Raw genomic sequence first — 22,304 nt, forward strand, 5'->3', positions numbered from 1 at the left:
AGTCCTCCTGACGTATGGTCGTCATTCGATAGCTCATGTTTATCATTCGATAATGTCTCCACGCAGAATATATTTGCATACCGCTACCGTGCTGATGAAACCTAGCATCGCAATGAGTAGGGCCGACTCAAAATAGGTTTTGCTGTTCAGCCACAGCCCTAACAGCACGATCAGAGCAATCGAGTTAACGTACATGGTATCCAGAGCAAGCACGCGGTCGGGCAGGCTTGGGCCGATAGTGAGCCGATAGAGATTCATCATCAAGGCCATCACGACCAGGGCTAAGGTGATAAAGAGTGCAATGCTTAACATTCGTAGATCTCCTTAAGCGGACGTTCGTAGCGCTCGCGAATCTGGTTAATTAGCGCCTCCTCATCGTCCACGTTTAAGGCGTGAATGAGCAGTGACTTACCATCCATGCGCAAATTGGCCGATACGGTTCCCGGCGTGAGGCTGATCGTGCTGGCTAACAGCGTAATGGTGAACCGCTCTTCGAGCATTAATGGATATTCAATAAAATGGGGCTTAAGTTTGCGCCATGGATTGATGATCAGGTATGCCACCTCGAAGTTAGCGGTGACAATGTCGCCCAACACTCGGAAGATAAATCGCAGCAAGGCAAAAGGCTTGGCGATACGTGGGCGGGCATCCCAAAAGCGGTGGGTCAGAAGGGGGATCAAAATAGCTAAGGTCCCGCCAAGCACAAACTGACCAAAAGCATAACTACGCACCAATAACAGCCAAACCAATAGCAGTAAGATGGATAAAACAGGCGTTGGTAGCCAGGAGCGTGGAGTGATCATGGGGCATCTCCAGCAGTATTGGGGAGTAGCGTGCGAATCAGCACCTGTGGGTTGGCCAGTTGGTCAGCTGTGGCTTGGGTGTAACTGCTCACCGGCCCGGCCAGTGCGACTAACAGCGGGGCTGCACTAAGTAGCCAGATAACCCCAAACCACTGGTAATGGGATAACGGACTACCGCTAATGTTACCGCGTTGGCTGCGCCAAAACAGCGTGGAACCTGCTCTAGACAGGGCAATGAGCGAGGCCAAACTGGTAAGCAGCAGTAGTGGCCAGAGCCATAGCCGCTGCGTGCCTTCGGCGGCATTGAGCATCAATGCCTTGCCGATAGCACCGGAAAGGGGTGGGATACCGGCGACGGCGATCGCTCCGATAAAAAACACCATCGCCAGCGCGGCGCCTTGAACCATAGGACGGCCTTTTACCAAGCGGGTACCCGCTTTACCACGCTGCAAACCGATCATCTCCGCAAGCAGGAACAGCCCCCCGGTGATTAGCGTCGTGTGGATGAGGTAGTAAAGTAGTGCAGAAACCGCCTGGGGCGAGCGTATGCCGATACCTGCCAGCAGCGTGCCCACCGACACCAGCACCAGATAAGCGACCAACAGGCGCAAATCCCGCGCGGCCATTACGCCAACGCTTGCGGCGGCCAGTGTGCCAAGTGACAGCCACCACACCCAGGGTTGTTCGAGTGCTTCCAAACTACTACCAGCGCTATCGCTAAAAATAAGCGTGTAGACACGCAGAATAGCGTAGATGCCTACTTTGGTCATAATGGCAAACAGTGCCGCTACTGGCGCAGGGGCCGATGCGTAGGCTTTGGGTAACCAAAAGTAAAGTGGCAGAATGGCGGCTTTCAGACCGAAAACCACGAGCAGCATCAGTGCGCCTGCGGTTACTAATCCTTCGCGCTCGGCCGGTAGTTCAGCCACTCGGACCGCCATGTCGGCCATGTTGAGCGTGCCCGTAGCACCATAGAGTATCCCTACCGCAATCAGGAACAACGAAGAGCCCGCTAGATTGAGTACCACATAATGGACACTGGCTTGAATGCGCGCTTTGCCGCCTCCGTGTAACAGCAGAGCGTAAGAGGCCAGCAGCAGCACTTCAAAGAAGACGAACAGGTTAAACAAATCACCGGTTAAAAAGGCGCCGTTAATACCCAGTAACTGCCACTGAAAAAGACCGTGGAAGTTGCTGCCTTTTTCATCATCACCCGCGCAGGCAAACACGACTGCACCAACAGCCAACACCGCGGTAAGCAGTAGCATTAACGCCGAGAGGCGATCAAGCACCAGTACGATGCCAAATGGGGCTTGCCAATCACCCAATGCGTAATAGGAGATTTCACCACTGGTGGCTTGGCGTAACAGACCTACCGTTACTAAAAGCAGTAGCAACGTCGCGACAACGCTGACTGCACGCTTATAGCGCACTAATCCTTGCCGTTGATAGAGCAGTAAGATGCCCGCAACTAACGGTAGGACAACAGGTAAAACAATTAGGTGCTGCATCATTCTCGGTCTTCCTTTTTACCGTCGACGTGGTCGTTCCCCACTTCACTACGCGCTCGCATTGCCAGAATTACGACAAACGCGGTCATCGCAAAGCCGATCACAATCGCAGTCAGCACCAGCGCTTGAGGGAGCGGGTCGGCATAGTCAGCGCCCTCTGACACAATGGCAGCACCGTCAGTGGTTAAACCTCCCATCGAAAATAAAAACAGGTTCACTGCGTAAGAGAGCAGCGTAAGGCCTACCACTACTGGAAAGGTGCGGCCTCGTAATGTCAGGTAGAGGCCACAGGCGGTCAAAACACCGGTGGTCATCGCATACAGTAGTTCCATTAGCGAGGCTCCTTGGCAGGTGGCGTGGTATCGCTGTGGTCAGCGTCTTTTTCCGTCGCTTCGGTCACCGGGCGGTGTGCCGTGGTAACTTTACCCAGGTTGGCCAGAATCATTAGCGTGGCGCCCACCACTGCTAAGTAAACACCCAAGTCGAAGAGCAGCGCCGTCGCCAGTTCAAACGTTCCGATGAGCGGCAGGCTAAAGTAACCAAAAGCAGAGGTTAAGAACGGATGACCAAACAGCCAGCTACCCAGCCCCGTTAGTGTGGCAACCGCTACCCCGATGACGGCCACCGGTTGGAAAGGAAAGTCCAGTCGCTCTTGCGCCCACGCCACGCCGCGTGCCATATACAACAGGATCAGGGCTACTGCGGTAATCAGCCCGGCAATAAAGCCGCCGCCCGGCTGATTATGGCCACGCAAGAAGATAAATGCAGAGACTAACAACGCCAACGGAAGCAGGGTCATTGAAATTGACGTTAGCACCGCCGGGTAGCGGTCAGGTGACCACACCCGTCCCTCACCGTCACTGTGCGGCATAAACAGACGTAAGCGGTTCAGCAACTTAAAGATCGCCAAACCTGCGATAGCCAGCACGGTAATCTCACCCAGGGTGTCAAAACCACGAAAGTCGACCAAAATTACGTTGACGACGTTGTAGCCGCCACCGCCAGGTTTGCTGTTTTCCACAAAGAAGCTGGAAATAGCCAGGGTGTCACGGGTCATCACCGCGTAGTTAAGACTGGCAATAATTAGTCCCAGCGAGCCTGCTAGCAGCATATCGCGGACATTGCGTAACGGGCTCGATTCACGCGGCGTCTTTTGCGGTAAGAAGAACAGCGCCAGCATCAGTAGGATCATGGTCACCACTTCCACAGAGAGCTGTGTCAGGGCGAGATCGGGTGCAGAGAAACGGGCAAAGGTCAGGGCGACGAATAGACCCACTACTGACAGCATCAAAAGAGAAATCATACGATAGCGGTGGGTGGCGGCGGTGGCGATACCCCCAAATATCAGCATACCGGCCCCTAAGATAACAATTCCATCCAGCGGCTGATTTCCCGCTGCACCGGTTAAGTCGGTGATTTGAACCAGGCCAATACCGCCCATCAGTAGCGCAGCCAGCCATAGCCAGCCCACATAGCGTTGAAGTGAATTCCCATCCAGCGCAGCGATAAGCTGCTCGGCGCGATAGCCAACAGAAATAAGAATACGCTCAAACACACGCCGGGCGTCAACGCCCTTAAATTGCTGAGTAAATCGGCGTACATCGCCATGACGCCAATAAATCGCAATGCCGACTACGAAGGCAAGCAGGCTCATCATCAGTGGCAGGTTAACGCCATGCCAGATAGCCAGATAGAAATCGAGCGGGCTACCGATCACTGTTTCGCTCGCGAGTTCTAATAAGCCCGTCGCCATTAACGCCGGAAATAAGCCTACCACTACGCAGAGCACTACCAGTATTTCAACCGGTAGGCGCATTAGATGTGGCGGCTCATGGGGTGATTTAGGCGGTTCTTCGCGAGCCGGTTTGAAGAATACGGCGTGTACCAAACGCAGTGAGTAGGCGACCGACAGTATGCCCCCGAGTGCCGCTAAGGCGGGCAGTAGCCAACTTATTCCTCCCAATACCGGCGTTGCCAGTGTTTCGGTAAAGAACATTTCTTTAGACAAGAAACCATTAAAAAATGGGACACCTGCCATAGCGGCCGCTGCTAGCGTAGTTAATAGCGCCGTAACAGGCATGGCCTTTTTAAGGCTACCGAGCTGCTTCAGCTCCCGCGTTCCGGCTTCATGATCGATAATGCCCGCGCTCATAAACAGCGCTGCTTTAAAGGTAGCGTGATTGAGAATATGAAACAGCGCGGCCAAAATAGCCATCGGACTGCCAATGCCTAGCAGCACCGTGATTAACCCTAAGTGGCTAACGGTGGAGAACGCCAGAATACCCTTAAGGTCAGTCTTCATCAGCGCAAACCAAGCGCCGTATAGCATGGTAATGATGCCTACTAGGGATACGACTACACTCCACAGCTCGCTACCGGCGATAGCCGGGTGTAGCCGCGCCATTAGGAAAATACCTGCTTTCACCATGGTGGCAGAGTGCAAGTAGGCTGAAACAGGTGTGGGCGCCGCCATGGCATGGGGTAGCCAAAAATGGAACGGAAACTGCGCTGACTTAGTAAAGGCCCCCAGTAATACCAAGCCAAGCATAAGCGGGTAGCGGGGGTCGGCAAGAATGGCCTCGCTGCTGCCCAGTACATCACTCATATTGAAGCTACCGGCCATGTCACCGAGCAGTAGTAAGCCTGCCAATAATGCCAGACCGCCCGCACCCGTCACCGTTAGCGCCATACGTGCGCCTTTACGAGCGTCCGATTGATGTGACCAATAACCAATCAGCAAGAAGGAGGAGAGGCTGGTTAACTCCCAGAAAAGCCAGAGCAGAATCAGGTTGTCTGACATTGAAATGCCCACCATTGACGCCATAAAAAGCATCAGGAAGGCATAGAATCTGCCAAAGGGTTCGTCATTTGCTAAGTAGTAGTGAGCATAAAGAATAATTAACAGGCCGATACCCAGTATCAGCAGGTTGAACAGCAGCGATAGCCCATCCAGGCGAAACGCTAAATTCAGTGCCAGCTCGGGCAACCAGGTGACCGAAAAGCGTAATTGCTCGCCATCTTGCAGAGCCGGTACGTTGAGTAGCGTCATTACTAAGGCGATAGCCGGCAGCACAGCCGTCGCAAGTGAACAGAAATTGCGGCCGCGTCGTGCGGTAAGTGCCGGCACCAGTACGCCTAGCAGAGGCAATAAGGCTATCCAAAGCAGTGTCATGGGGATCATCCAGCGGCTAAAGTAAAAAAAGTCAAAAGGGCGCCAACAGGTCCCTAAACGGGCATTCTGTTAGCGCAGGATACATCAAGTGAAACAAGAGGATATCACTTGTGTAGTAGACGTGTAATTTTAGTATAAAGTGTGGCGGTCAATCGTTGAGAGATTTTTTGTTCCATGAGCGAACCCTTTACTACTTGGCAATCCCGCTTTGAGAAGCTGAGATCCAATAAGTTTTTTGAAGCGATGGTAATCGCCATTATCGTTGTATCCGCCCTGGTAATAGGGGCAAAGACTTACGACGAAACCAGCCAAATTGAGCAGTGGCTGCTTTATCTGGATATTGCGGTAACGATATTTTTCCTGATCGAAATTTTAATCAGAATTGCCGCAGAACGCAGCCTTCTCGATTTTTTTAAAAAAGGCTGGAACGTTTTTGATTTTTTAATTGTAACCGCCAGCCTGATTCCCATGGACGATTCAGAAATGGTGCTGCTGGCGCGGCTACTGCGTATATTTCGGGTGCTACGCTTAGTATCGATGATCCCCGAACTACAGATGCTCCTGGGAGCGTTGGTGAAGTCAGTGCCTCGTATGGGCTACGTAGTGCTGCTGATGTTTATTATCTTTTATATCTATGCCGCCCTTGGTAGCTTCTTATTTCATAACGTCGATGATTTTTTGTGGGGCAATATTTCCGTCGCGATGCTGACGCTGTTCCGGATTGCCACATTCGAAGATTGGACTGACGTCATGTACGCCACCCAAGAGGTCTATGCTTGGAGCTGGGTCTATTACTTAACGTTTATATTTCTTACCGCGTTTATTTTTCTCAATATGATGATTGGTATCGTGTTGGATGTGATGCAAAAAGAGAGCGCCTTACTCGATTTGGATAACGAAGAGGGGGATGCCGCCCAGATGCAGGGACTACGCAAGGATGTCCGTGATTTGCGCGCTCAGCTTGATCGCATGGAAAGCGCACTTGCCCAATCTCATTCGCCCCATGGCTCAGCACACAACGACGCCGGCGGTAAACATATCGATAAGCCCACCACTGACTGATTTTAGGAGAGCCGCCATGATGTTGACCGATCCTGCCAAAAAGTACCGTCCCTTTGTGGCCGTTGATTTGCCCGATCGACAGTGGCCTAACCAGCGCATTGAAAAGGCGCCTATTTGGTGCAGCGTTGATCTTCGCGATGGCAATCAATCGCTGATCGATCCAATGGATCAGGAACGCAAGCAGCGCTTATTCGATATGCTGCTCAGCATTGGTTTTAAACAAATAGAAGTGGGGTTCCCCTCCGCCTCACAAACTGACTTCGATTTTGTACGCTCGCTGATTGAGCAGAATAAAATTCCTGAGGATGTGACTATTCAAGTGCTGACTCAGGCCCGCCCGCACTTGATTGAACGCACCTTTGAGGCGCTTCAGGGCGCCAAGAATGCCATCGTTCACGTCTATAACGCCACTGACCCCATGTTCCGCCGTGTAGTATTTAACGTGGACAAAGCGGAGTGTGTACAAATCGCTGTGGAGGCTACCCAGCAGATTCGCACGCACATGGACGCCGCACCGGAAACCAACTGGACGTTTCAATACTCACCGGAACTTTTCACTACTACCGAAATGGATTTTGCTGTTGAAATCGTCGAAGCGGTAATGGATGCCTACGGGACGAGTGCCGATAAGCGCATGATCGTTAACTTGCCAGCCACGGTAGAAGTCGCCACGCCGAATAATTATGCCGACCAAATCGAGTGGTTCTGTCGGCATATTAAAAATCGCAACCACTTGATTGTCAGCGTGCATCCCCATAACGATCGCGGCACAGGTGTGGCGGCAGCAGAGCTGACCCTAATGGCTGGTGCTGACCGCGTCGAGGGCACCCTGTTTGGCAATGGCGAGCGCACCGGTAATGTCGATATCGTCACCCTGGCGATGAACATGTACACCCAGGGCATTTATCCGCAGCTCGATTTCTCTAATATTACGCCGATCATGCGTGAAGTGGAGTACTGCAATCAGCTGCCCGTACATCCGCGCCACCCCTATGTGGGCGACTTGGTGTTTACCGCTTTCTCCGGCTCTCATCAGGACGCTATCAAAAAAGGCATCGCAGATCGTCGCGCTAATCCTGATGCCGTTTGGGATGTGCCCTATTTGCCAATCGATCCGCTGGATGTAGGCCGTAGCTATGAAGCGGTGATCCGCGTTAATAGCCAATCGGGTAAAGGCGGTGTTTCGTACCTGCTTGAACAGGAGCACGGCATCGAACTGCCGCGTCGGCTTTCGATTGAATTCAGTCAGGTCGTACAGGAAGTAGCTGAACGCACCGGTAAAGAGATCACCTCGCAGATGATTTATCAGGCATTCTCGGATGAGTATCTGGAGAAGCGCATGCCCTTTGGCTTGGTGAGTCATCGTCTTTCTTCTGAGCCTGATAGTCCCAAGGTGACATTAGAGGCGATAGTCGAAACCGATGGCAGCCGACAAACGCTAAAAGGCGAGGGCAATGGCCCGCTAGCGGCTTTTATCAAATCACTCGCTGCCGCCGGGCACGATGTAGAAATTATCGATTACCACGAGCATTCCCGTGGGCAGGGTGCTGATGCCGAAGCAATCGCCTATGTAGAAGTGCGCATCGACGGTAAAGCGGTATTTGGAGTGGGCACCGACGAAAGTATCACGAGCGCCTCGATGAAGGGGGTGCTCAGCGCTATTAATCGTCATCATTCCACCCAGCCTGTCGCAGCGAACGTAACAGCGGAAACGCTGGGTTAAACGGACGAATTACGATTTATCGAGGTGTATAGCGATGCGGCCCTGGCTGATTATAGTGGTGAGCGCGGTAGTCATCGCAGGGCTAGCGTCAGTCGTGGCCTCCCACGAGCCGTTTGAAACTAAGTTGGTTCGCCTTGAAGCGCAGCGGGCGCTTCCTGTATTGGAGTCATCACTCAAACAAGAGTCGCCTGAGCTCAACGCGCTCTTTCTCAACTACGCTGAAAATGAGGCGCTATGGATGAGTGCATCACTGGCTATTTTGCGTTATGGCGATGTGGCCCGTGAGGTGTTGGTTGAGTATGGCTTATCACCTCAGTTTCAGGATGTGTTAACGCGTTTTGGTGCAGATACCGTGCTACCCATCAGCTATTTTCGTACCCACGATGTAGCCACGCTGCGAGCGCAGCACTGGATTGGCGAGCACTATCAGCAGCTTAGCCGCTTGTGGAGCGATGTGGAGGGAGACGCTGACGGTAAGTTCACCCCGCACCGCCGCGGTCAGATGGGCATTGCCCTACTTGACGCCAATGGTCACGCGCTGCTTAACCAGTTTGTGGTAAATGAGCAAGATGAGGTGACGTGGTTACAAGGCGAGCGCGTGGTAGCGGGTGTCGGTGATTTTTTTACCAGCGGGCTACGCAATTTGGAAAGCCAGTGGCGTCAGGGCGAAGACATTGGCGCGGGGGATATAGGTTGGGCTGGTGTGGATATACTCGTGATGGCCAGCACCGTCAAAGTGCTGCGTGCGGGTAGGGCTGCTCGCACCGCAAGGTTAAGCAGCATTGAAGCCCAGGGCGCTCGCGCGGGTTTACGCCAAGGCGTACTGATAACGGGAGGCCGTTTTGCGGCGTTGTCCCGAATGGCCAAAGTCGCTGCGGTGGCAGGCACTGCCTATGTGGTCATTCGTCATCCCAGCTTGGTAAGCGCGCTTGGCGCTAATCTTTCAAGCTGGCTTGGGTGGCCAGTGTGGCTCAGTCAATTCCTTGTGTGGTTGATTGTGCTATTGCCAGCATTGATTCTGGTGCGATTTATCTACCGCTGGTTTTTAGTACCCTTGCTATGGCTGTTAGCACCGTTAATTCGGTTTGGCGTTAAGCGCACTAACGACATGCTTGTGAAACGTGCCAAGGAGGCAGGCCAGGGAGTTTAGTTAAGCACCTGGTTGATATTCAGGTTAGTCCAAACAAGCAGGGCGGCCCTAAGGCCGCCCTGCTTGTTTTCAATTGCCTCACCTGACGTTATTCAGGTAGGGCGTAAACTGCGATATGGTCACCGACCTCTTCTTTCAGGATGGTATTACCGCCAGCAACAAAGGCGACGTATTGGCGACCCTCGTACTCATAAACCGCCGGGTTAGAGACAGACGGTGCTTCGACTTGATCCGACCAGAGTTCCTCACCGGTTTCAAGTGAGTAAGCACGTACCTTGGCATCCATAGAGGCGCCGATAAATACGATATTACCCGCCGTTACCGCCGGACCACCAATCGTGGGCGAACCCCAGCTGTCGGGCATAAAGAACCCGTACTGTTGTGACGCCCCCACCGGACGCCGCCATTTTACATCGCCAGTGGTCATATCAAGCGCTACAAGCTCTCCAAAAGGAGGCTCCCAGCAGGGCATGCCGAACCTGTTCAGGGCAACTTCAAGAAGAATGCCGTACGGAGCGCCTTCCTGGGAGGCAAAGCCACTCTCGTTACCCGACGCTCTATTAGCGGAATCATAAGCCTCGCGACCATAGAGTTTCAGTGTTTGCACAATATGTGAGGTATTGACGATGGCGGTTTGGCTTTCTGGATCAAAAGCCACGCCACCCCACTGCACGCCGCCGGCAGTGATAGGGTAGCCAAGGGTGCCTGCGCCTTCCGTAGTGGGCGGGGTATACATTCCTCTATAGTCGAGATCTTCCCAAAGAGCCGAACATTCACCGAAACTGACAGCATCGGCTAATGCCCAAACTTCAGGCTTTTCTGACTGGTCAAGCAATGGTGCCGGTTTGGTTGGGAAAGGCTGGGTAGGGGCGTAGACTTCACCTTCAACGTTTCCATCGCCATCAGGTACTGGACGTTCCTCAATCGGCCATACGTCTTCACCCGTCTCGCGATTCACGACAAACAAAAAGCCCATTTTGGTCGCCTGGATTAATGCCGGTATCTCCTCGCCGTCCACGGTAATGTCCATTAGCGTTGGCGCGGCGTTAATATCGTAATCCCAGATGTCGTGATGAACCCATTGACGTGACCACACCACTTCGCCCGTCTCGATATCCAAGGCCGTGGTTGAGGTAGCTAACGGCACCTCTTCAGTACGATTGCCGCCCCAGAAATTGGGTGAGGGAGAGGAAACCGGTAGATAGACCAAGCCGAGTTCCTCGTCGGCGGACATATGTGTCCAGACATTGGCGGTACCGCTTTGCTCGCGAACCTCATCGCTAAGCGCCTGGAACTCCCATTCACGTTCGCCGGTACGGGCATTGATAGAGAAAACGGTGCCGGGTGGCGCCTGTTCATAGGCCCAATCCATTCCTGCCCAGCCAAGAATCAAACGATCACCGACCACGGTGGGGGGCTGCAACAGCGACAACGGCCACTTGTCGTTGGTATCGTTCCACTGGTTGACGTTAAGAACGCCGTTGTCGGCAAACCCTTCGCACAGTTCGCCGCTATCGGCATCAAGTGCAAAAAGCTGGGCGTCCATGGTGCCCATATAGACAATTTTCTGACAGGGTTCGCCCTCCACCGGGTCATCGGCTTGCCAATAGGCAACGCCGCGATTTTTTAACACAGGCTGGGTCAGCGCTTCGAGAGAGGATTGGGTGTCATAGCTCCACTTCTCTTCGCCCGTGGCTGGATTGAGCGCAAGAAGCCGATAAAAAGGGGTGCCGACATAGAGCGTGTCATTAGCGAATACCGGTGTGGCCGACCAAACAGTGGCCGGTAGCTCGCCCGAGCCGTCAGAGACATCACCGGTATGAATTTCCCAGACTTTCTCTAGCTCGCCTACATTGTCGGCATTGATCTGGTCGAGCGGACTGTATTTTTGAGCATTGAGCTGACCATGAAAGCTATCCCAGGTGGGCTCACCAGGCACTAACGGAATGGGCGGAGCAGCGCTAACCTCTTCTTGCTGCTCTTGCTGCTCTTGCTGCTCTTGCTGCTCTTGATCCTGCGAAGCAGCCGGATTCTCCTGTTCCGCAGGCTGTTCTTGAGTCTCAGCCTGCGCTTGTTCCGCCGGTTGCTCTTGAACAGTAGATTGCGGCTGCTCCGCTGATTGCTCTTGAGCCAGTAAGGGCAACGGGGTAAGGCAGATTGCCAGGGCGGTGGCCGTGCCCAAGCGCTGTTTAGGGGTGGTCAATATTGGCATGGACGGCTCCTCAGGAATGGGTAACACGGGCTCGGTGAGACGGACGAGCCATATCGATAATCAGGCCGATCAGACCGACCACCATGGCAGCGCAGAGCCACCACTGGTGTAGCAACATGGCAGCGAAAAAAGTGCCCGCAAGCCCTACTAGAATGAGCACACGCAGTGCAATGGACGCACCGCGTCCCGTTACTACGGCAAGAAGGAGCGCCAGAATAGCAAGCGCGATACAGGCCAACACGGCTACCAGCGCGCCGAGCGTCCCAGTAACGCCGGTAAGAGGGGTTAAATACGCATAGAGAGCGATGGCTAATCCCACCAGTGACGCTATTAAAAGCAACATAGCCCCAAATCGTGACGAAAGAGATGCAAACATAACGTGACGGCCTCCAGATGAATGAAATGTCTGACATTGAGGCAGATGCAACATCAGAATAGTTAACTCTATAACGTTAGCAGAAATTGATACTTTTTCGACTTCAGTGCGATTTTATTTAAGTTTTTGATATTTATTGATTTCGTCATGCGGATTTAATCTTTTCTAAGAGCTGCTCACCTTGTATACGGTCTTTTATAAAAGACTTTTAGAACGGGCTTTTATAACGGGCTTTTATAACGATGTTTATTACGAGGCATCCAGTGCTTTATTGATCATTGTTTGTTGGCAACGAGTAAAGGTAGATGCTTTTTGGTGATCGCTGGGCCGGGTGCCAAACTCGCGTTTGAAAGCGGTAGCAAAGTTGGTGGCGCTGGTATAGCCAGCCAGTGCCGCCGCCGTTTCGATACTCATCGCCTCGCGTACCATGGCGTCTCGGGCCAGCGAAAGATGATGGCGGCGTAAAAAACTGCCTAAGGCCTCGCCATGCTGGTGGTGAAAGCGACGCTGAAGGTTGCTCAAACTCATGCCTAATTGGTGAGCCAGCTCTGCCTGTGTCAATCCTCTTGCCTGGCCGCTATCTACCATACTCATTAATCGAGCCAAACGGCGGTCGGGGCTAGGGGAAGAAGTGAGCATGGCGGGAGAAGGACACGCGCCAGCCAGCGCTTCACCGGCCAACGCCATGGCGAATCCCACCAGTTGCAGCCGGTAAGCAGGGTGGCCAATATCGGTAGGTTGCAATGTGAACAGCCGTGAGGCCAATGCTAATAAACCCGCTGAGGGCGACCAGTAGGCTGCCTTAGGGGCATCAGGCGAGGCTGTCATGACTGCTTGATAGCCATGACGAGCAGCCCACGCCGGTGACAGGCTGAGCGTTAGCGTGCGTTCATGATCGCCTGCTTGCCCGCGGCGCTCAAAATTAGTTGCCGAGGGTAGCGTAACCCATAAACCAGTGTGGGTGGCCTGTGGTCCTAAGGAGGCCTCAAAATCACCATAGCGCACGCGAGCATTGCCTGCGATTACGAGGGCGATCTTAATTCCTGCAGGAAGCACTGCCTGACTTGTTAGGCCAAATCGATCCTGAATATCCGCCAATCGTAACTGCATTCCCGGCTCAAGTTCACTTACCCACATGCGTCCTGTCAGCAGCGCTGAGCGATGGTCCCAAGAGGGCGCGTCCAAGCGTTGTCGCTTGACGAGTGAAGCCGAAAGTTGCTGTAAGTCGGTAGCGCTGATTTCAGGCTGGTGTGAAGGTCCTCCCATCTAACCCCTCTATTAACAAGGTTTATTAAACATCTTGGCATGCTGGCTGTTATCGCGTTTTGCCGTGTTTGCAAAGCAAATTGCGGTGTTTGCAAAGGCATGTCGTGAAACCGGATGCCATAATGCGCTGCCACTGATTTTATTGCAATGGATTCTCATTCGCAAACCAGGGTGGTTACAGGGACATTAAGGGGAAGCAGCATGGCATCAAGAGAGAAGCGTCATTACCGTTCAGCCGTAGTCATTGGCAGCACGGCCGTCATACTCAGTTTCGCTCCTAACGTATTGGCTCAGGCCGTCGAAGAAGCAACGCGACTGGACACCGTTACGGTCCAAGGCAATCGCCTTTATGAAATGTTGCCTTCTGAAGTAACGGGCGGGTACAGCGTCGATGCCGCCACCGTGGGCACTAAAACGCCTGCATCGCTGCGTGATATTCCTCAATCAGTGAGCGTGGTGACGCGTGAAGCCATTGAAGATCAAAACTTTACCACACTTGATCAACTGGGCCGCCGAACGCCGGGCATGCGTGTGCTTTCCAATGATAATGGCCGGTCTTCCATATACGCACGCGGCTATGAATATGACCAGGTCAGTATCGACGGTCTTCCCGCGCCCATGACCAGTATTACTGGCTCGGTGCCGACGTTATCTGCCTTCGACCGTGTTGAGATCATGCGTGGACCGTCGGGCCTGTTTGATAGCACCAGCGAGATGGGTGGCATCGTAAACCTGGTGCGTAAACGTCCCACTCGTGCTTTTCAAGGCCATGTGACTGGCAGCCTGGGCAGCGATCACCAACGCGCAGGCCAAGTGGATCTGTCTGGGCCCCTAGATGCAAACGGGCGTGTACGTGGACGGCTGGTGATTGACCATACAGAGCATGGTCAGTTTGTGGATAATAACGATAATGACCAGAACGACCTCTATGCTGCCGTGGATATAGACCTGGATGATGCCACCATGCTAGGGCTTGGTTATATTCACAATACCAAGGATATCACGGTGAATAACGGCCACCCGGTCGGCAGCCGGGGCGAACTGCTTTATGGGTCGCGCTCGGATTTCTACGGCGCTGACTGGAACGACTTCAACAGCCACTCCAACGACTGGATTGCGGAGCTAACCCATCGCTTTGATACCGGCGGATTTGGGCGTGTGGCCGCGCGTTACTCGAACCGTAATGCCGATTATAACTACGCGTTTGGTGGCAGTGCGCTGAGTGCCAACGATTCGCTTGCCGTGGCGGGCACCGGCAGTGTAATCGATCAGCAATCCCTCGCGGTGGATGCAAGCTATAGTCAGCCGTTTTCGGCCTTTGGTAATGTCAGCGAGTTCGTCGTGGGCAGTGACTACAAGCGCTTTGACACCGAAATGGAAGCGGGGCGCTCGCGTAACGTTGCCGGTGGGCGCGTGACACTCGATGAGCTCAACTCGCTCGCCTATGTCGATATTTTGGATACCGCGCGTAGCAGCGGCCGTGGCTACTCCTATGATGATACGACCCTTGAAGAGACGGGTATTTACGGCAAGCTGACCCTGCGTCCTCTTCAGCCACTGGCGCTGATCGCTGGTGGCCGGGTTAGCCATTACGACGTGGATTACAGTGATCTAGCGACAGAGACCCAACAAAACCGTAGCGACACCAAAGTGACGCCATACGCCGGTTTGGTCTTCGATCTGGACGATCACCACTCGCTTTATGCTAGCTACTCGCAGGTATTCAAGCCCCAGACTGCCTATGACGCTAACGGTGATTTACTTGATCCACGGGAAGGGGATCAGTATGAAGCGGGCGTTAAGGGTAGCTATAGGGGCGGTGATTTGAACGCGCGTATTAGTGCCTTCAGGCTCTACGATAAAAACCGCGCGACCGCTCCGGCAGATACAGGTGTCAGCTACGTCGAAGCAGTCGGTAAAATGCGCATTCAAGGCGCTGAATTCGAGATTACCGGAAGCATCACCGATCAGTGGGATATTATTGCCGGCTACACTTATCTGGATACTAAAGTGGAGCGCAGCTCATCGGATCGCGAAGACGGTATCTTTCTCCTGATGCCCCATAACGTTGGTAATCTATGGACGCAGTACGACTTCGCTGGCAATACCTTGGGCGGCTTACGCATAGGCGGCGGCGTTACTGGCATGAGCGATTTCGAGTCCAGCAGCGGGGTCGAGGCGCCAGGCTATGCGGTGGTCGATGCCATGATCGGCTATGACTTTACGTCGCAGCTCAGTGGTCAGCTCAACATCAATAACCTGTTGGATCGCGATTACTACAACCGAGTAGGCGGCGTGAATACCTTCAATATGCCAGGGGCGCCGGCCAACGTGGTGGCATCGATACGCTATGACTTCTGAGGGTTTGATAAAGCGCCACGGGCAACCGTGGCGCGTTTTGCGTTTGCAAACGGCGTGTCGACAGCTGCAGCGCTGGCTGCTTCTCCTCGTGTGCTGGGTGCCATCCATGGCTTATAGTTCGCTACCCGGGGAGGTCAGCTTGCCTGGGACCGTGGAATTTACGCTGGTATCGCCGACAACCGGTCAGGACTATTTGATACAGGTATCTATTCCCGATTCGCCACCGCCCGAAACTGGCTACTCGGTCATGTATCTATTGGATGGCAATGCCCGGTTTGCCCTTGTGCAGGCAGCCCGCGATACGCTGACCCGCCAAGGGCCGGACGGCGCAAGTGATGCGCTGATGATCGTGGCAGTTGGTTACCCGGACACCGAACGCTTCAATAAGAAGCGTCGTGTTGAAGACTTTACCCCTTTGCTGCCTAATGACGGCGTTGTGGAAAACGACTATCAACAGCGTCCCCATGGTGGCGCTGATCGCTTTCTTAGCTTTATAGAAGACCACCTAAAGCCCGAAATTAATCGGCGCTTTGCTATTAATATTGAGCAAGAAGCGATCTTCGGACACTCGTTAGGTGGTTTGTTCGTACTGCACGCATTACTCACTCAGCCATCAAGTTTTGATCGCTATATAGCCATCAGTCCATCGCTTTGGTGGTATGGTGAAAGGCCGCTAGCGTCGTTAGCACAGCAAACCTCATCGCTAGCCGCCATACCCAGTGGTACTCGTCTACTGATAGGGGTGGGCGAGCGTGAGCAACCCGCCAGCAGCGATGTTGTGACGCCCCGCGATCAGCGGATGCAGGCCAGAGCCATGGTGGATAATGCCCAGAGCGTTGCCGAGTGGCTCAGCACGCAGCAACGTAACCTGGAGGTTGGTTATACACTCTTTCCTGGCGAAACCCACGGTAGCGTCATGTGGCCCGCTACCCGTCAGGCGATTGAATTTTTGGTCACCGAGTAAGCAGGTTTAAAGCGGCGTTTTGCTCCCTTTACCAGGAACTTCTCGCACCAAGCGGGGCATTAAGAACCCCGGTAAATGATCGCGCAGCTGAGCTACCAACGCGCGAGCTTCACCGTCGGGCACATCAAAGTGGGCAGCGCCCTGCACAGGATCCAGTACATGCAGGTAGTAGGGCAGAATACCCGCTTCAAATAGTCGCTCGGAGAGGGTCGTTAGGGCGGTCACGCTGTCGTTCACATTGCGCAGCAGCACACTCTGGTTGAGTAGCGTCGCGCCTGCTTGCTTTAGGCGTTGGCAAGCGTCTATCACCGCCTGGTCAATTTCGTTGGCGTGATTGATATGGAGTACAACGACTTTTTGTAAGCGGGTTTTGCTTAGCCAGCCGAGCAGAGCGTCATCTACCCGGTCAGGAATCACCACGGGCAACCGAGTATGAATGCGTAGCCGTTTGAGGTGGGGGATGCTTTCCAACTGATCAATCAGCCAAGCAAGCTGCCGGTCGCTAGCCGCCAGCGGGTCGCCGCCGGAGAGAATCGCCTCGTGAATAGTAGTGTCGCTGCGTAAGTAGTCGAGCGCTTCCTGCCACTGCGACCGGGAAGGTGAGTTATCGCTATACGGAAAATGACGACGAAAACAGTAGCGGCAGTTGATTGCGCAGGCGGGGCTTGCAATCAGCAGCACGCGATTGGCGTACTTATGAATGAGCCCTTTAGCGGGACGATGGTCGGCCTCTTCCAACGGATCCGTTACATACCCAGGCGATGTTTGTGCTTCATCGCCGATGGGCAGCACCTGCAGAAGCAGAGGATCCTGCGGGTCATTTGGTACAATGCGCGCTAAATAAGCGTCGGGCACGCAAATATCAAATAGCCGATGTCCAGCTTGGGCACCAGGCAGCCATTGGCTGCTTAAACCTAGACGCTTGCACAGGGTGACGGGGTCGCGGATCGCCTGGGAAAGCTGCTGCTGCCATGAGGTAGGTACCTGGGCAGAAACGTGCTTGCCAGTGATAATAATGTTCTCCTGCAAAAAAGCCCTCCTTCGGGTTATCATGCGCGCACTTAGCAATGACGCTATCGATGGCGAAGCGCAGATTCGTCATCGTAGATTTATACAGGCTATAGATTTAAACAGACTATTGAGAGGCAGTATGGCGAACTATTCTACCAACGAATTCAAAGGCGGTTTGAAAGTAATGCTCGACGGCGATCCTTGTTCGATCGTTGAGAACGAGCTGGTCAAGCCTGGCAAGGGTCAGGCATTTAACCGCGTTAAGCTGCGTAACCTGATGACTGGCCGTGTGGGTGAGCGTACCTTCAAATCCGGTGACTCGTTGGAAGGCGCCGATGTCATGGATTTGGAAATGGAATACCTCTATAACGATGGTGATATGTGGCATTTCATGAAGACGGATGGCTCCTTCGAGCAATACGCAGTGGAAAAGAAAGCCTTGGGTGATACCGAGAAATGGCTAAAGGAGCAGGTGCCTTATACCATTACTTTATGGAACGACAAGGCGATTTCCGTCACGCCGCCCAATTTCATTGAGCTGGAAGTCGTGGAAACGGATCCTGGTTTGAAAGGCGATACCGCCCAAGGCGGCTCTAAGCCAGCTACGCTATCCTCGGGTGCAGTGGTTCGTGTCCCGTTGTTTATCAACCAGGGCGAAGTGCTGAAAATTGATACGCGCAGCGGTGAGTACGTCTCACGCGCTTAATAGCTTTATAAGCTATTGTATAATTTAATAGCCACGCATTGTGCGTGGCTTTTATTTTGTCTAAGGAGTAGTGATGGCCATTGATTGGCAACCTTCAGCTTCTATTGAAACGCTGCGCGAACGGGCGCGATTAATAGCAAAAGTACGGGCCTTTTTTGCCCAGCGTGACGTGCTGGAAGTGGAAACGCCAGTGCTGGGACAGGGGGGCAGTACGGATATCCACTTGGTGTCGCTCCACACGCTGGCGCGCACCGATAAAGGCCAGCGCAGGCTATGGATGCAAACATCTCCCGAATTCCATATGAAGCGGTTGCTGGCTGCCGGTAGCGGCCCCATTTTTCAGCTCGCTCGAAGTTTTCGCGATGGTGAAATAGGGGGCCGCCATAATATCGAGTTCACCATGCTGGAGTGGTACCGGCCGCAATTTACGTTGAATAAACTGATTGAAGAGAGCACCACCCTGATTATGTCGCTGCTCCCCAGTTTTCCTGGCCCTGTCGTGCAGCATCGCTATCGGGAGCTATTTCATACTCACCTAGAGATTGATCCTTTTACCACTTCATTGGAAAAATTACGGGCGTTAGCTGCCGAGCGGACACAAATGCCTGCTCACGCCTTAGCCGACGAAGGACGCAATACTTGTCTTGACCTGCTGATGGGTATGGTCATTGAGCCTTTGCTTGGACAATATGAGTTAAGCGTCGTGATCGATTACCCGGCGAGCCAAGCGGCCCTGGCACAACGCCACCAAGATGATGATGGTGAGTGGGTCGCTTCTCGCTTCGAGATATACCTGAAGGGTCTTGAACTGGCCAACGGCTACCAAGAATTAACCGATGCATCTGAACAGCGGACTCGGTTTGCAGAAGATAATGCAGAACGTCGTCGCCTAGGCTTGACGGAAGTCGATATTGATGAACGCCTGCTGGCGGCACTTGAGCATGGCATGCCTGAGGGCGCTGGGGTTGCGCTGGGGATGGACCGCCTTATTCAACTAGCGTTGGGTAAAGCACGCCTGCAAGACGTGCTCGCGTTTGCGACGCCTAATTGTTAGCGAACTGTTAGCTCGAAATGCTAACTCGAAATGCTAGCTCGAACTGCTAGCTCGAACTGCTAGCTCGAACTGCTAAATAGCGCCTAGCGACTCCCCCATGCTAACCATCTTTCCAGGGGGGATCTCGTTGAAATTAACCGGTTTGGTAAAACAGGTGACCACAGTTGAGCCCAGCATAAAACGGCCCATTTCAGCGCCTTTTTCTAGCGTGATGGGTTGGCCGAACCGCATGCGCTGCGGGTTGCCCGCAAGCGGCGTTACCTGTCCTGACCAGACGGTTTCAATGGCCGCTACAATCATTGCGCCGACTAACACCATAGCCATTGGCCCGTATTCGGTATCAAAGATACACACCAAGCGCTCATTGCGGGCAAATAAACCCGGCACATAGTTAGCCGTTGCTTGGTTTACCGAGAAGAGCCGGCCCGGCACATAGATCATTTCCCTGAGCGTGCCGGTCACTGGCATATGTACGCGATGATAATCCCGCGGAGAGAGGTAAACGGTGGCGAAACTGCCACCTAGAAACTCTTCAGCAAGGGCTGTATCGCCGCCAAGTAATGTTTGTGCGGAGTAGGTGTGTCCTTTGGCCTGCACCAGTTGGCCGGCCTGTAAGCGTCCATATTGAGAGAGCGTGCCATCGGCGGGGCTTAATATGCCCTCGCCCAGGGGGCGTGCATCGACTTTTAAAGCGCGAGTGAAAAAGTGATTGAACGTTGCATAGGCAGTAGGATCGGGCTCCAGTGCTTGGCTCATATCCACGTTAAAATGTTTGATAAACGCTTTAATCAGGGTGTTTTTCACCCACGGGTTTTCGCACCGGCCAAATTTGCCGGTTAGGCGTGAAATGGCATGTTGCGGCAGAGGATACTGAAGTAGCGAAAAAGCTTTTTGGGAAAAATTCACAGTAATGTCTTCATTTCTCAATCGGTGTGTCTTCGCGGTTGCCCCATTCGCCCCAGGAGCCCGCATAGCCACGTATATTAAAGCCAAGTGCTTTGCCAACCAGCCAGGTAAAACTGCTGCGGTGATGGCTTTGACAGTGTGTAGCAATTTCCATATCCGGCGTTAGGCCTAAGGCACTCAATTCGGTGATGAGTTCGGCATAATCGCGAATGCGCAGCGCCCGGTTGCGATCCATGGCGTGGAGCCAATCCATATTGACCGCACCAGGAATATGGCCCAAATGCTTGTTATTTCCGCGTACACCATCGTACTCATCTTTGGAGCGCGCATCCCATACCGCAAACTGCCTATCGTCGAGTTTCTCTTTGATTTCGTCGCAGGTAATCAGGGCTTTGGGATTGAGAATCTCAGCATGATAGTTGCTTGGCGAGGGTGCTGTAGGTTCGCTGCTTTCTTCAAGACCCGCATCCCGCCACGCGTGAATGCCGCCGTTTAAGTAGGAGTAGCGCGTATGACCGATCAGGTCTAAGGTCCACAGCAGGCGTGCCGCCCAGCCGCCACCTTCATCATCGTAAGCCACTACATGGGTGTCTCGGGTCAGGCCCAGAGCACTAAACAGCCGTGACAATGCCTCAACGCTGGGAACATCGCTAGGTACTGGCCCTTCGCCGCGCATCAAATAGCGAAAGTCGAGAAAAATAGCGCCGGGTACATGCCCCTGGCGATAGCTGTCACCGTTGGCAGGCACATCAATAATGAGTAGCTGTGGATTATCTAAATGCTCCTGCAGCTGTTCTGGTTCAATTATTAGCGGTAAAAGATTAGATTCGGACGATTGGCTTTCGGTGCTCATGGGTAACTCCTGTGTACGTTAGCCATCCAAGCTATCAAGAATGCGTCGATAGCTGGCAAAGCGCGCTGGATGAATCTTGCCTGCCTCGACCGCTGCGAGTAAAGCGCAGCCTGGTTCATTACGGTGACGGCAGTCGCGAAAACGGCAATGACCAATATAATCATGAAACTCAATAAAGCCGTCTGTCACTTCCTGCTCATTGAGATGAACCAGGCCAAACTCACGAATACCCGGCGAATCAATTAAGTCGCCATCGGCAACCTCAGCACGACTCATGGTATAGAGGCGTGCCGTGGTGGTGGTGTGGGTGCCTTTGCGAGAGTCTTCCGACAGCGCACCAATGCGCAGGTTTTCATCCGGTAACAGCAAATCAATCAGTGATGATTTGCCAACACCGCTTTGCCCGACAAACACTGAGGTGCGTCCTTCAAGTTGGCCGCGCAACTCATTCAGCCCTGACGTTGTCGCAGTGGTGGTGCGTATCACGGGATAGCCCAAGGCACTGTAGCGCTCCAGTAGTTTACCCAGCTCACCGCCATCTTCCGGGAGTAGATCGGTTTTGTTGAGCACCAGCACCGGCGCAATGCCGGTGGCTTCGGCGGCGACCAAGTAGCGATCAATGAGATTGGCGTGGGGAGCGGGTTCCACTGCAAACACGATCAGTAGCTGGTCAATATTAGCAGCCACCGGTTTGAGTAGGCCGCGAGCGTCGGGGCGTTTAAGCACGCTATCGCGCTCTTCGCGGGCCACCACCACGCCGGAGCCTTCTTGCCCTGCGCGCCATATCACTCTGTCGCCGGTGACTAGGCCGTCCAAGTTGGCGCGTAAGTGACAGCGCACCGGTTCATTTTCGCTGTTGCGTACCTCTAGGGTGCGTCCAAAGTGAGCAACGACGCGGCCCGGCTGTTCGGCACCGTATTCGCCGGCGGCGAGTTTCTCGGCATCCTGTACATCGCGCTTTTCAGCGCGCTGGGCACGTTCTGCCTGGACTTTCTCGACTCGCCATTGCTGCTGGCGACTTAATTTACGTTTGCTCATGGCCACCTGATGCTCGGTACAATAGGCGCTATTGTACCTATCAAAGATGCCATTGTACTTACCCTTGTACTTATCATTGTACTTATCAAAGATGCCATCGGGTATTCAAGCCAGCCTTTAGGGGCTGCTTGGCGGT

19 protein-coding genes are annotated in these 22,304 nt (G+C 53.5%); 7 read left to right on the forward strand and 12 right to left on the reverse strand.

The features are described from left to right. Positions 1–42: 42 nt before the first annotated feature. From ACUVOF_RS14665 to ACUVOF_RS14685, 5 genes are read right to left on the reverse strand one after another with little or no spacing between them, the layout of a single operon-like run. On the reverse strand, positions 43–312 hold the full coding sequence (locus ACUVOF_RS14665; protein WP_113268253.1) for a K+/H+ antiporter subunit F: 270 nt from the start codon (positions 310–312) through the stop codon (positions 43–45). Then, positions 306–803 (reverse strand): Na+/H+ antiporter subunit E, encoded by a 498-nt coding sequence (locus ACUVOF_RS14670; RefSeq protein ID WP_447045076.1) that lies wholly within the window; start codon positions 801–803, stop codon positions 306–308. Before ACUVOF_RS14670 ends, ACUVOF_RS14665 begins: the two co-directional genes overlap by 7 nt. Beyond that, a complete protein-coding gene (locus tag ACUVOF_RS14675; RefSeq protein ID WP_447045077.1) occupies positions 800–2,317 on the reverse strand; it encodes a monovalent cation/H+ antiporter subunit D in 1,518 nt (505 codons plus the stop codon). The genes ACUVOF_RS14670 and ACUVOF_RS14675 overlap by 4 nt, the downstream gene beginning before the upstream one ends. Further along, complete coding sequence (locus tag ACUVOF_RS14680) at positions 2,314–2,646, reverse strand: Na+/H+ antiporter subunit C (protein ID WP_113268250.1); 333 nt, start codon at positions 2,644–2,646, stop codon at positions 2,314–2,316. The genes ACUVOF_RS14675 and ACUVOF_RS14680 overlap by 4 nt, the downstream gene beginning before the upstream one ends. Next, a complete protein-coding gene (locus tag ACUVOF_RS14685) occupies positions 2,646–5,486 on the reverse strand; it encodes a monovalent cation/H+ antiporter subunit A (RefSeq protein ID WP_447045078.1) in 2,841 nt (946 codons plus the stop codon). The genes ACUVOF_RS14680 and ACUVOF_RS14685 overlap by 1 nt, the downstream gene beginning before the upstream one ends. 174 nt (positions 5,487–5,660) lie before the next feature. Between ACUVOF_RS14685 and ACUVOF_RS14690 the strand changes: the two genes are divergently transcribed. From ACUVOF_RS14690 to ACUVOF_RS14700, 3 genes are read left to right on the forward strand one after another with little or no spacing between them, the layout of a single operon-like run. Next, complete coding sequence (locus tag ACUVOF_RS14690) at positions 5,661–6,548, forward strand: ion transporter (protein ID WP_447045079.1); 888 nt, start codon at positions 5,661–5,663, stop codon at positions 6,546–6,548. A gap of 16 nt (positions 6,549–6,564) precedes the next feature. After that, the gene (gene leuA / locus ACUVOF_RS14695; protein ID WP_447045080.1) at positions 6,565–8,271 is read left to right on the forward strand and encodes a 2-isopropylmalate synthase; all 1,707 of its coding nucleotides are present in this window, start codon (positions 6,565–6,567) and stop codon (positions 8,269–8,271) included. 34 nt (positions 8,272–8,305) lie between these two features. Beyond that, positions 8,306–9,421, forward strand: a complete 1,116-nt coding sequence (locus ACUVOF_RS14700; protein WP_447045081.1) for a hypothetical protein — start codon at positions 8,306–8,308, stop codon at positions 9,419–9,421. An 88-nt stretch (positions 9,422–9,509) separates the two neighbouring features. Here ACUVOF_RS14700 and ACUVOF_RS14705 read toward each other — a convergent pair whose 3' ends face one another. The 3 genes from ACUVOF_RS14705 to ACUVOF_RS14715 form a co-directional block, all read right to left on the reverse strand. Beyond that, entirely contained in the window at positions 9,510–11,633 is a 2,124-nt protein-coding gene (locus tag ACUVOF_RS14705; RefSeq protein WP_447045082.1) for a pyrroloquinoline quinone-dependent dehydrogenase, read from the reverse strand. Between the two features lie 10 nt (positions 11,634–11,643). Beyond that, on the reverse strand, positions 11,644–12,009 hold the full coding sequence (locus ACUVOF_RS14710; RefSeq protein ID WP_447045083.1) for a hypothetical protein: 366 nt from the start codon (positions 12,007–12,009) through the stop codon (positions 11,644–11,646). 249 nt (positions 12,010–12,258) lie between these two features. Then, the gene (locus ACUVOF_RS14715; RefSeq protein WP_447045084.1) at positions 12,259–13,275 is read right to left on the reverse strand and encodes a helix-turn-helix domain-containing protein; all 1,017 of its coding nucleotides are present in this window, start codon (positions 13,273–13,275) and stop codon (positions 12,259–12,261) included. A gap of 201 nt (positions 13,276–13,476) precedes the next feature. Between ACUVOF_RS14715 and ACUVOF_RS14720 the strand changes: the two genes are divergently transcribed. Together ACUVOF_RS14720 and ACUVOF_RS14725 are read left to right on the forward strand one after the other, a co-directional pair. Next, positions 13,477–15,636: a TonB-dependent siderophore receptor gene (locus tag ACUVOF_RS14720; RefSeq protein WP_447045085.1), complete on the forward strand. Its 2,160-nt coding sequence runs from the start codon at positions 13,477–13,479 to the stop codon at positions 15,634–15,636. A 106-nt stretch (positions 15,637–15,742) separates the two neighbouring features. After that, the gene (locus tag ACUVOF_RS14725) at positions 15,743–16,600 is read left to right on the forward strand and encodes an alpha/beta hydrolase (protein WP_447045086.1); all 858 of its coding nucleotides are present in this window, start codon (positions 15,743–15,745) and stop codon (positions 16,598–16,600) included. Positions 16,601–16,606: 6 nt separating this feature from the next. Here the strand turns inward: ACUVOF_RS14725 and epmB are convergent, their stop codons facing one another. Beyond that, a complete protein-coding gene (gene epmB / locus ACUVOF_RS14730; RefSeq protein ID WP_447045087.1) occupies positions 16,607–17,629 on the reverse strand; it encodes an EF-P beta-lysylation protein EpmB in 1,023 nt (340 codons plus the stop codon). A gap of 121 nt (positions 17,630–17,750) precedes the next feature. Between epmB and efp the strand changes: the two genes are divergently transcribed. Continuing rightward, positions 17,751–18,317 carry an elongation factor P gene (efp, locus tag ACUVOF_RS14735; protein WP_113268226.1) on the forward strand — a complete coding sequence of 189 codons (567 nt, stop codon included), beginning with the start codon at positions 17,751–17,753 and terminating at the stop codon, positions 18,315–18,317. Between the two features lie 73 nt (positions 18,318–18,390). Then, positions 18,391–19,371, forward strand: coding sequence for an EF-P lysine aminoacylase EpmA (gene epmA, locus ACUVOF_RS14740; protein WP_447045088.1), 981 nt, complete (start codon positions 18,391–18,393; stop codon positions 19,369–19,371). Positions 19,372–19,443: 72 nt separating this feature from the next. On the opposite strand, the gene asd is transcribed toward epmA, so the two are convergent. Genes asd through rsgA form a run of 3 tightly spaced genes read right to left on the reverse strand, consistent with a single transcriptional unit; the run spans position 19,444 to position 22,168 of the window. Then, positions 19,444–20,277 carry an archaetidylserine decarboxylase gene (gene asd, locus ACUVOF_RS14745; RefSeq protein ID WP_447045089.1) on the reverse strand — a complete coding sequence of 278 codons (834 nt, stop codon included), beginning with the start codon at positions 20,275–20,277 and terminating at the stop codon, positions 19,444–19,446. A 10-nt stretch (positions 20,278–20,287) separates the two neighbouring features. Beyond that, positions 20,288–21,130, reverse strand: a complete 843-nt coding sequence (locus ACUVOF_RS14750) for a sulfurtransferase (protein ID WP_447045090.1) — start codon at positions 21,128–21,130, stop codon at positions 20,288–20,290. An 18-nt stretch (positions 21,131–21,148) separates the two neighbouring features. Next, positions 21,149–22,168, reverse strand: coding sequence for a small ribosomal subunit biogenesis GTPase RsgA (rsgA, locus tag ACUVOF_RS14755; RefSeq protein WP_447045091.1), 1,020 nt, complete (start codon positions 22,166–22,168; stop codon positions 21,149–21,151). Positions 22,169–22,304: the final 136 nt, after the last annotated feature.

It is taken from the genome of Vreelandella sp. H-I2, from assembly GCF_052959335.1.

Coding starts and splice junctions, on each gene's coding strand:
- ACUVOF_RS14665 (WP_113268253.1), bottom strand. CDS start 312: ATGTTAAGCATTGCACTCTTTATCACCTTAGCCCTGGTCGTGATGGCC.
- epmA (WP_447045088.1), top strand. CDS start 18,391: ATGGCCATTGATTGGCAACCTTCAGCTTCTATTGAAACGCTGCGCGAA.
- ACUVOF_RS14725 (WP_447045086.1), top strand. CDS start 15,743: ATGGCTTATAGTTCGCTACCCGGGGAGGTCAGCTTGCCTGGGACCGTG.
- ACUVOF_RS14705 (WP_447045082.1), bottom strand. CDS start 11,633: ATGCCAATATTGACCACCCCTAAACAGCGCTTGGGCACGGCCACCGCC.
- ACUVOF_RS14715 (WP_447045084.1), bottom strand. CDS start 13,275: ATGGGAGGACCTTCACACCAGCCTGAAATCAGCGCTACCGACTTACAG.
- leuA (WP_447045080.1), top strand. CDS start 6,565: ATGATGTTGACCGATCCTGCCAAAAAGTACCGTCCCTTTGTGGCCGTT.
- ACUVOF_RS14710 (WP_447045083.1), bottom strand. CDS start 12,009: ATGTTTGCATCTCTTTCGTCACGATTTGGGGCTATGTTGCTTTTAATA.
- ACUVOF_RS14680 (WP_113268250.1), bottom strand. CDS start 2,646: ATGGAACTACTGTATGCGATGACCACCGGTGTTTTGACCGCCTGTGGC.
- ACUVOF_RS14675 (WP_447045077.1), bottom strand. CDS start 2,317: ATGATGCAGCACCTAATTGTTTTACCTGTTGTCCTACCGTTAGTTGCG.
- ACUVOF_RS14700 (WP_447045081.1), top strand. CDS start 8,306: ATGCGGCCCTGGCTGATTATAGTGGTGAGCGCGGTAGTCATCGCAGGG.
- efp (WP_113268226.1), top strand. CDS start 17,751: ATGGCGAACTATTCTACCAACGAATTCAAAGGCGGTTTGAAAGTAATG.
- ACUVOF_RS14690 (WP_447045079.1), top strand. CDS start 5,661: ATGAGCGAACCCTTTACTACTTGGCAATCCCGCTTTGAGAAGCTGAGA.
- ACUVOF_RS14750 (WP_447045090.1), bottom strand. CDS start 21,130: ATGAGCACCGAAAGCCAATCGTCCGAATCTAATCTTTTACCGCTAATA.
- rsgA (WP_447045091.1), bottom strand. CDS start 22,168: ATGAGCAAACGTAAATTAAGTCGCCAGCAGCAATGGCGAGTCGAGAAA.
- ACUVOF_RS14670 (WP_447045076.1), bottom strand. CDS start 803: ATGATCACTCCACGCTCCTGGCTACCAACGCCTGTTTTATCCATCTTA.
- ACUVOF_RS14720 (WP_447045085.1), top strand. CDS start 13,477: ATGGCATCAAGAGAGAAGCGTCATTACCGTTCAGCCGTAGTCATTGGC.
- ACUVOF_RS14685 (WP_447045078.1), bottom strand. CDS start 5,486: ATGACACTGCTTTGGATAGCCTTATTGCCTCTGCTAGGCGTACTGGTG.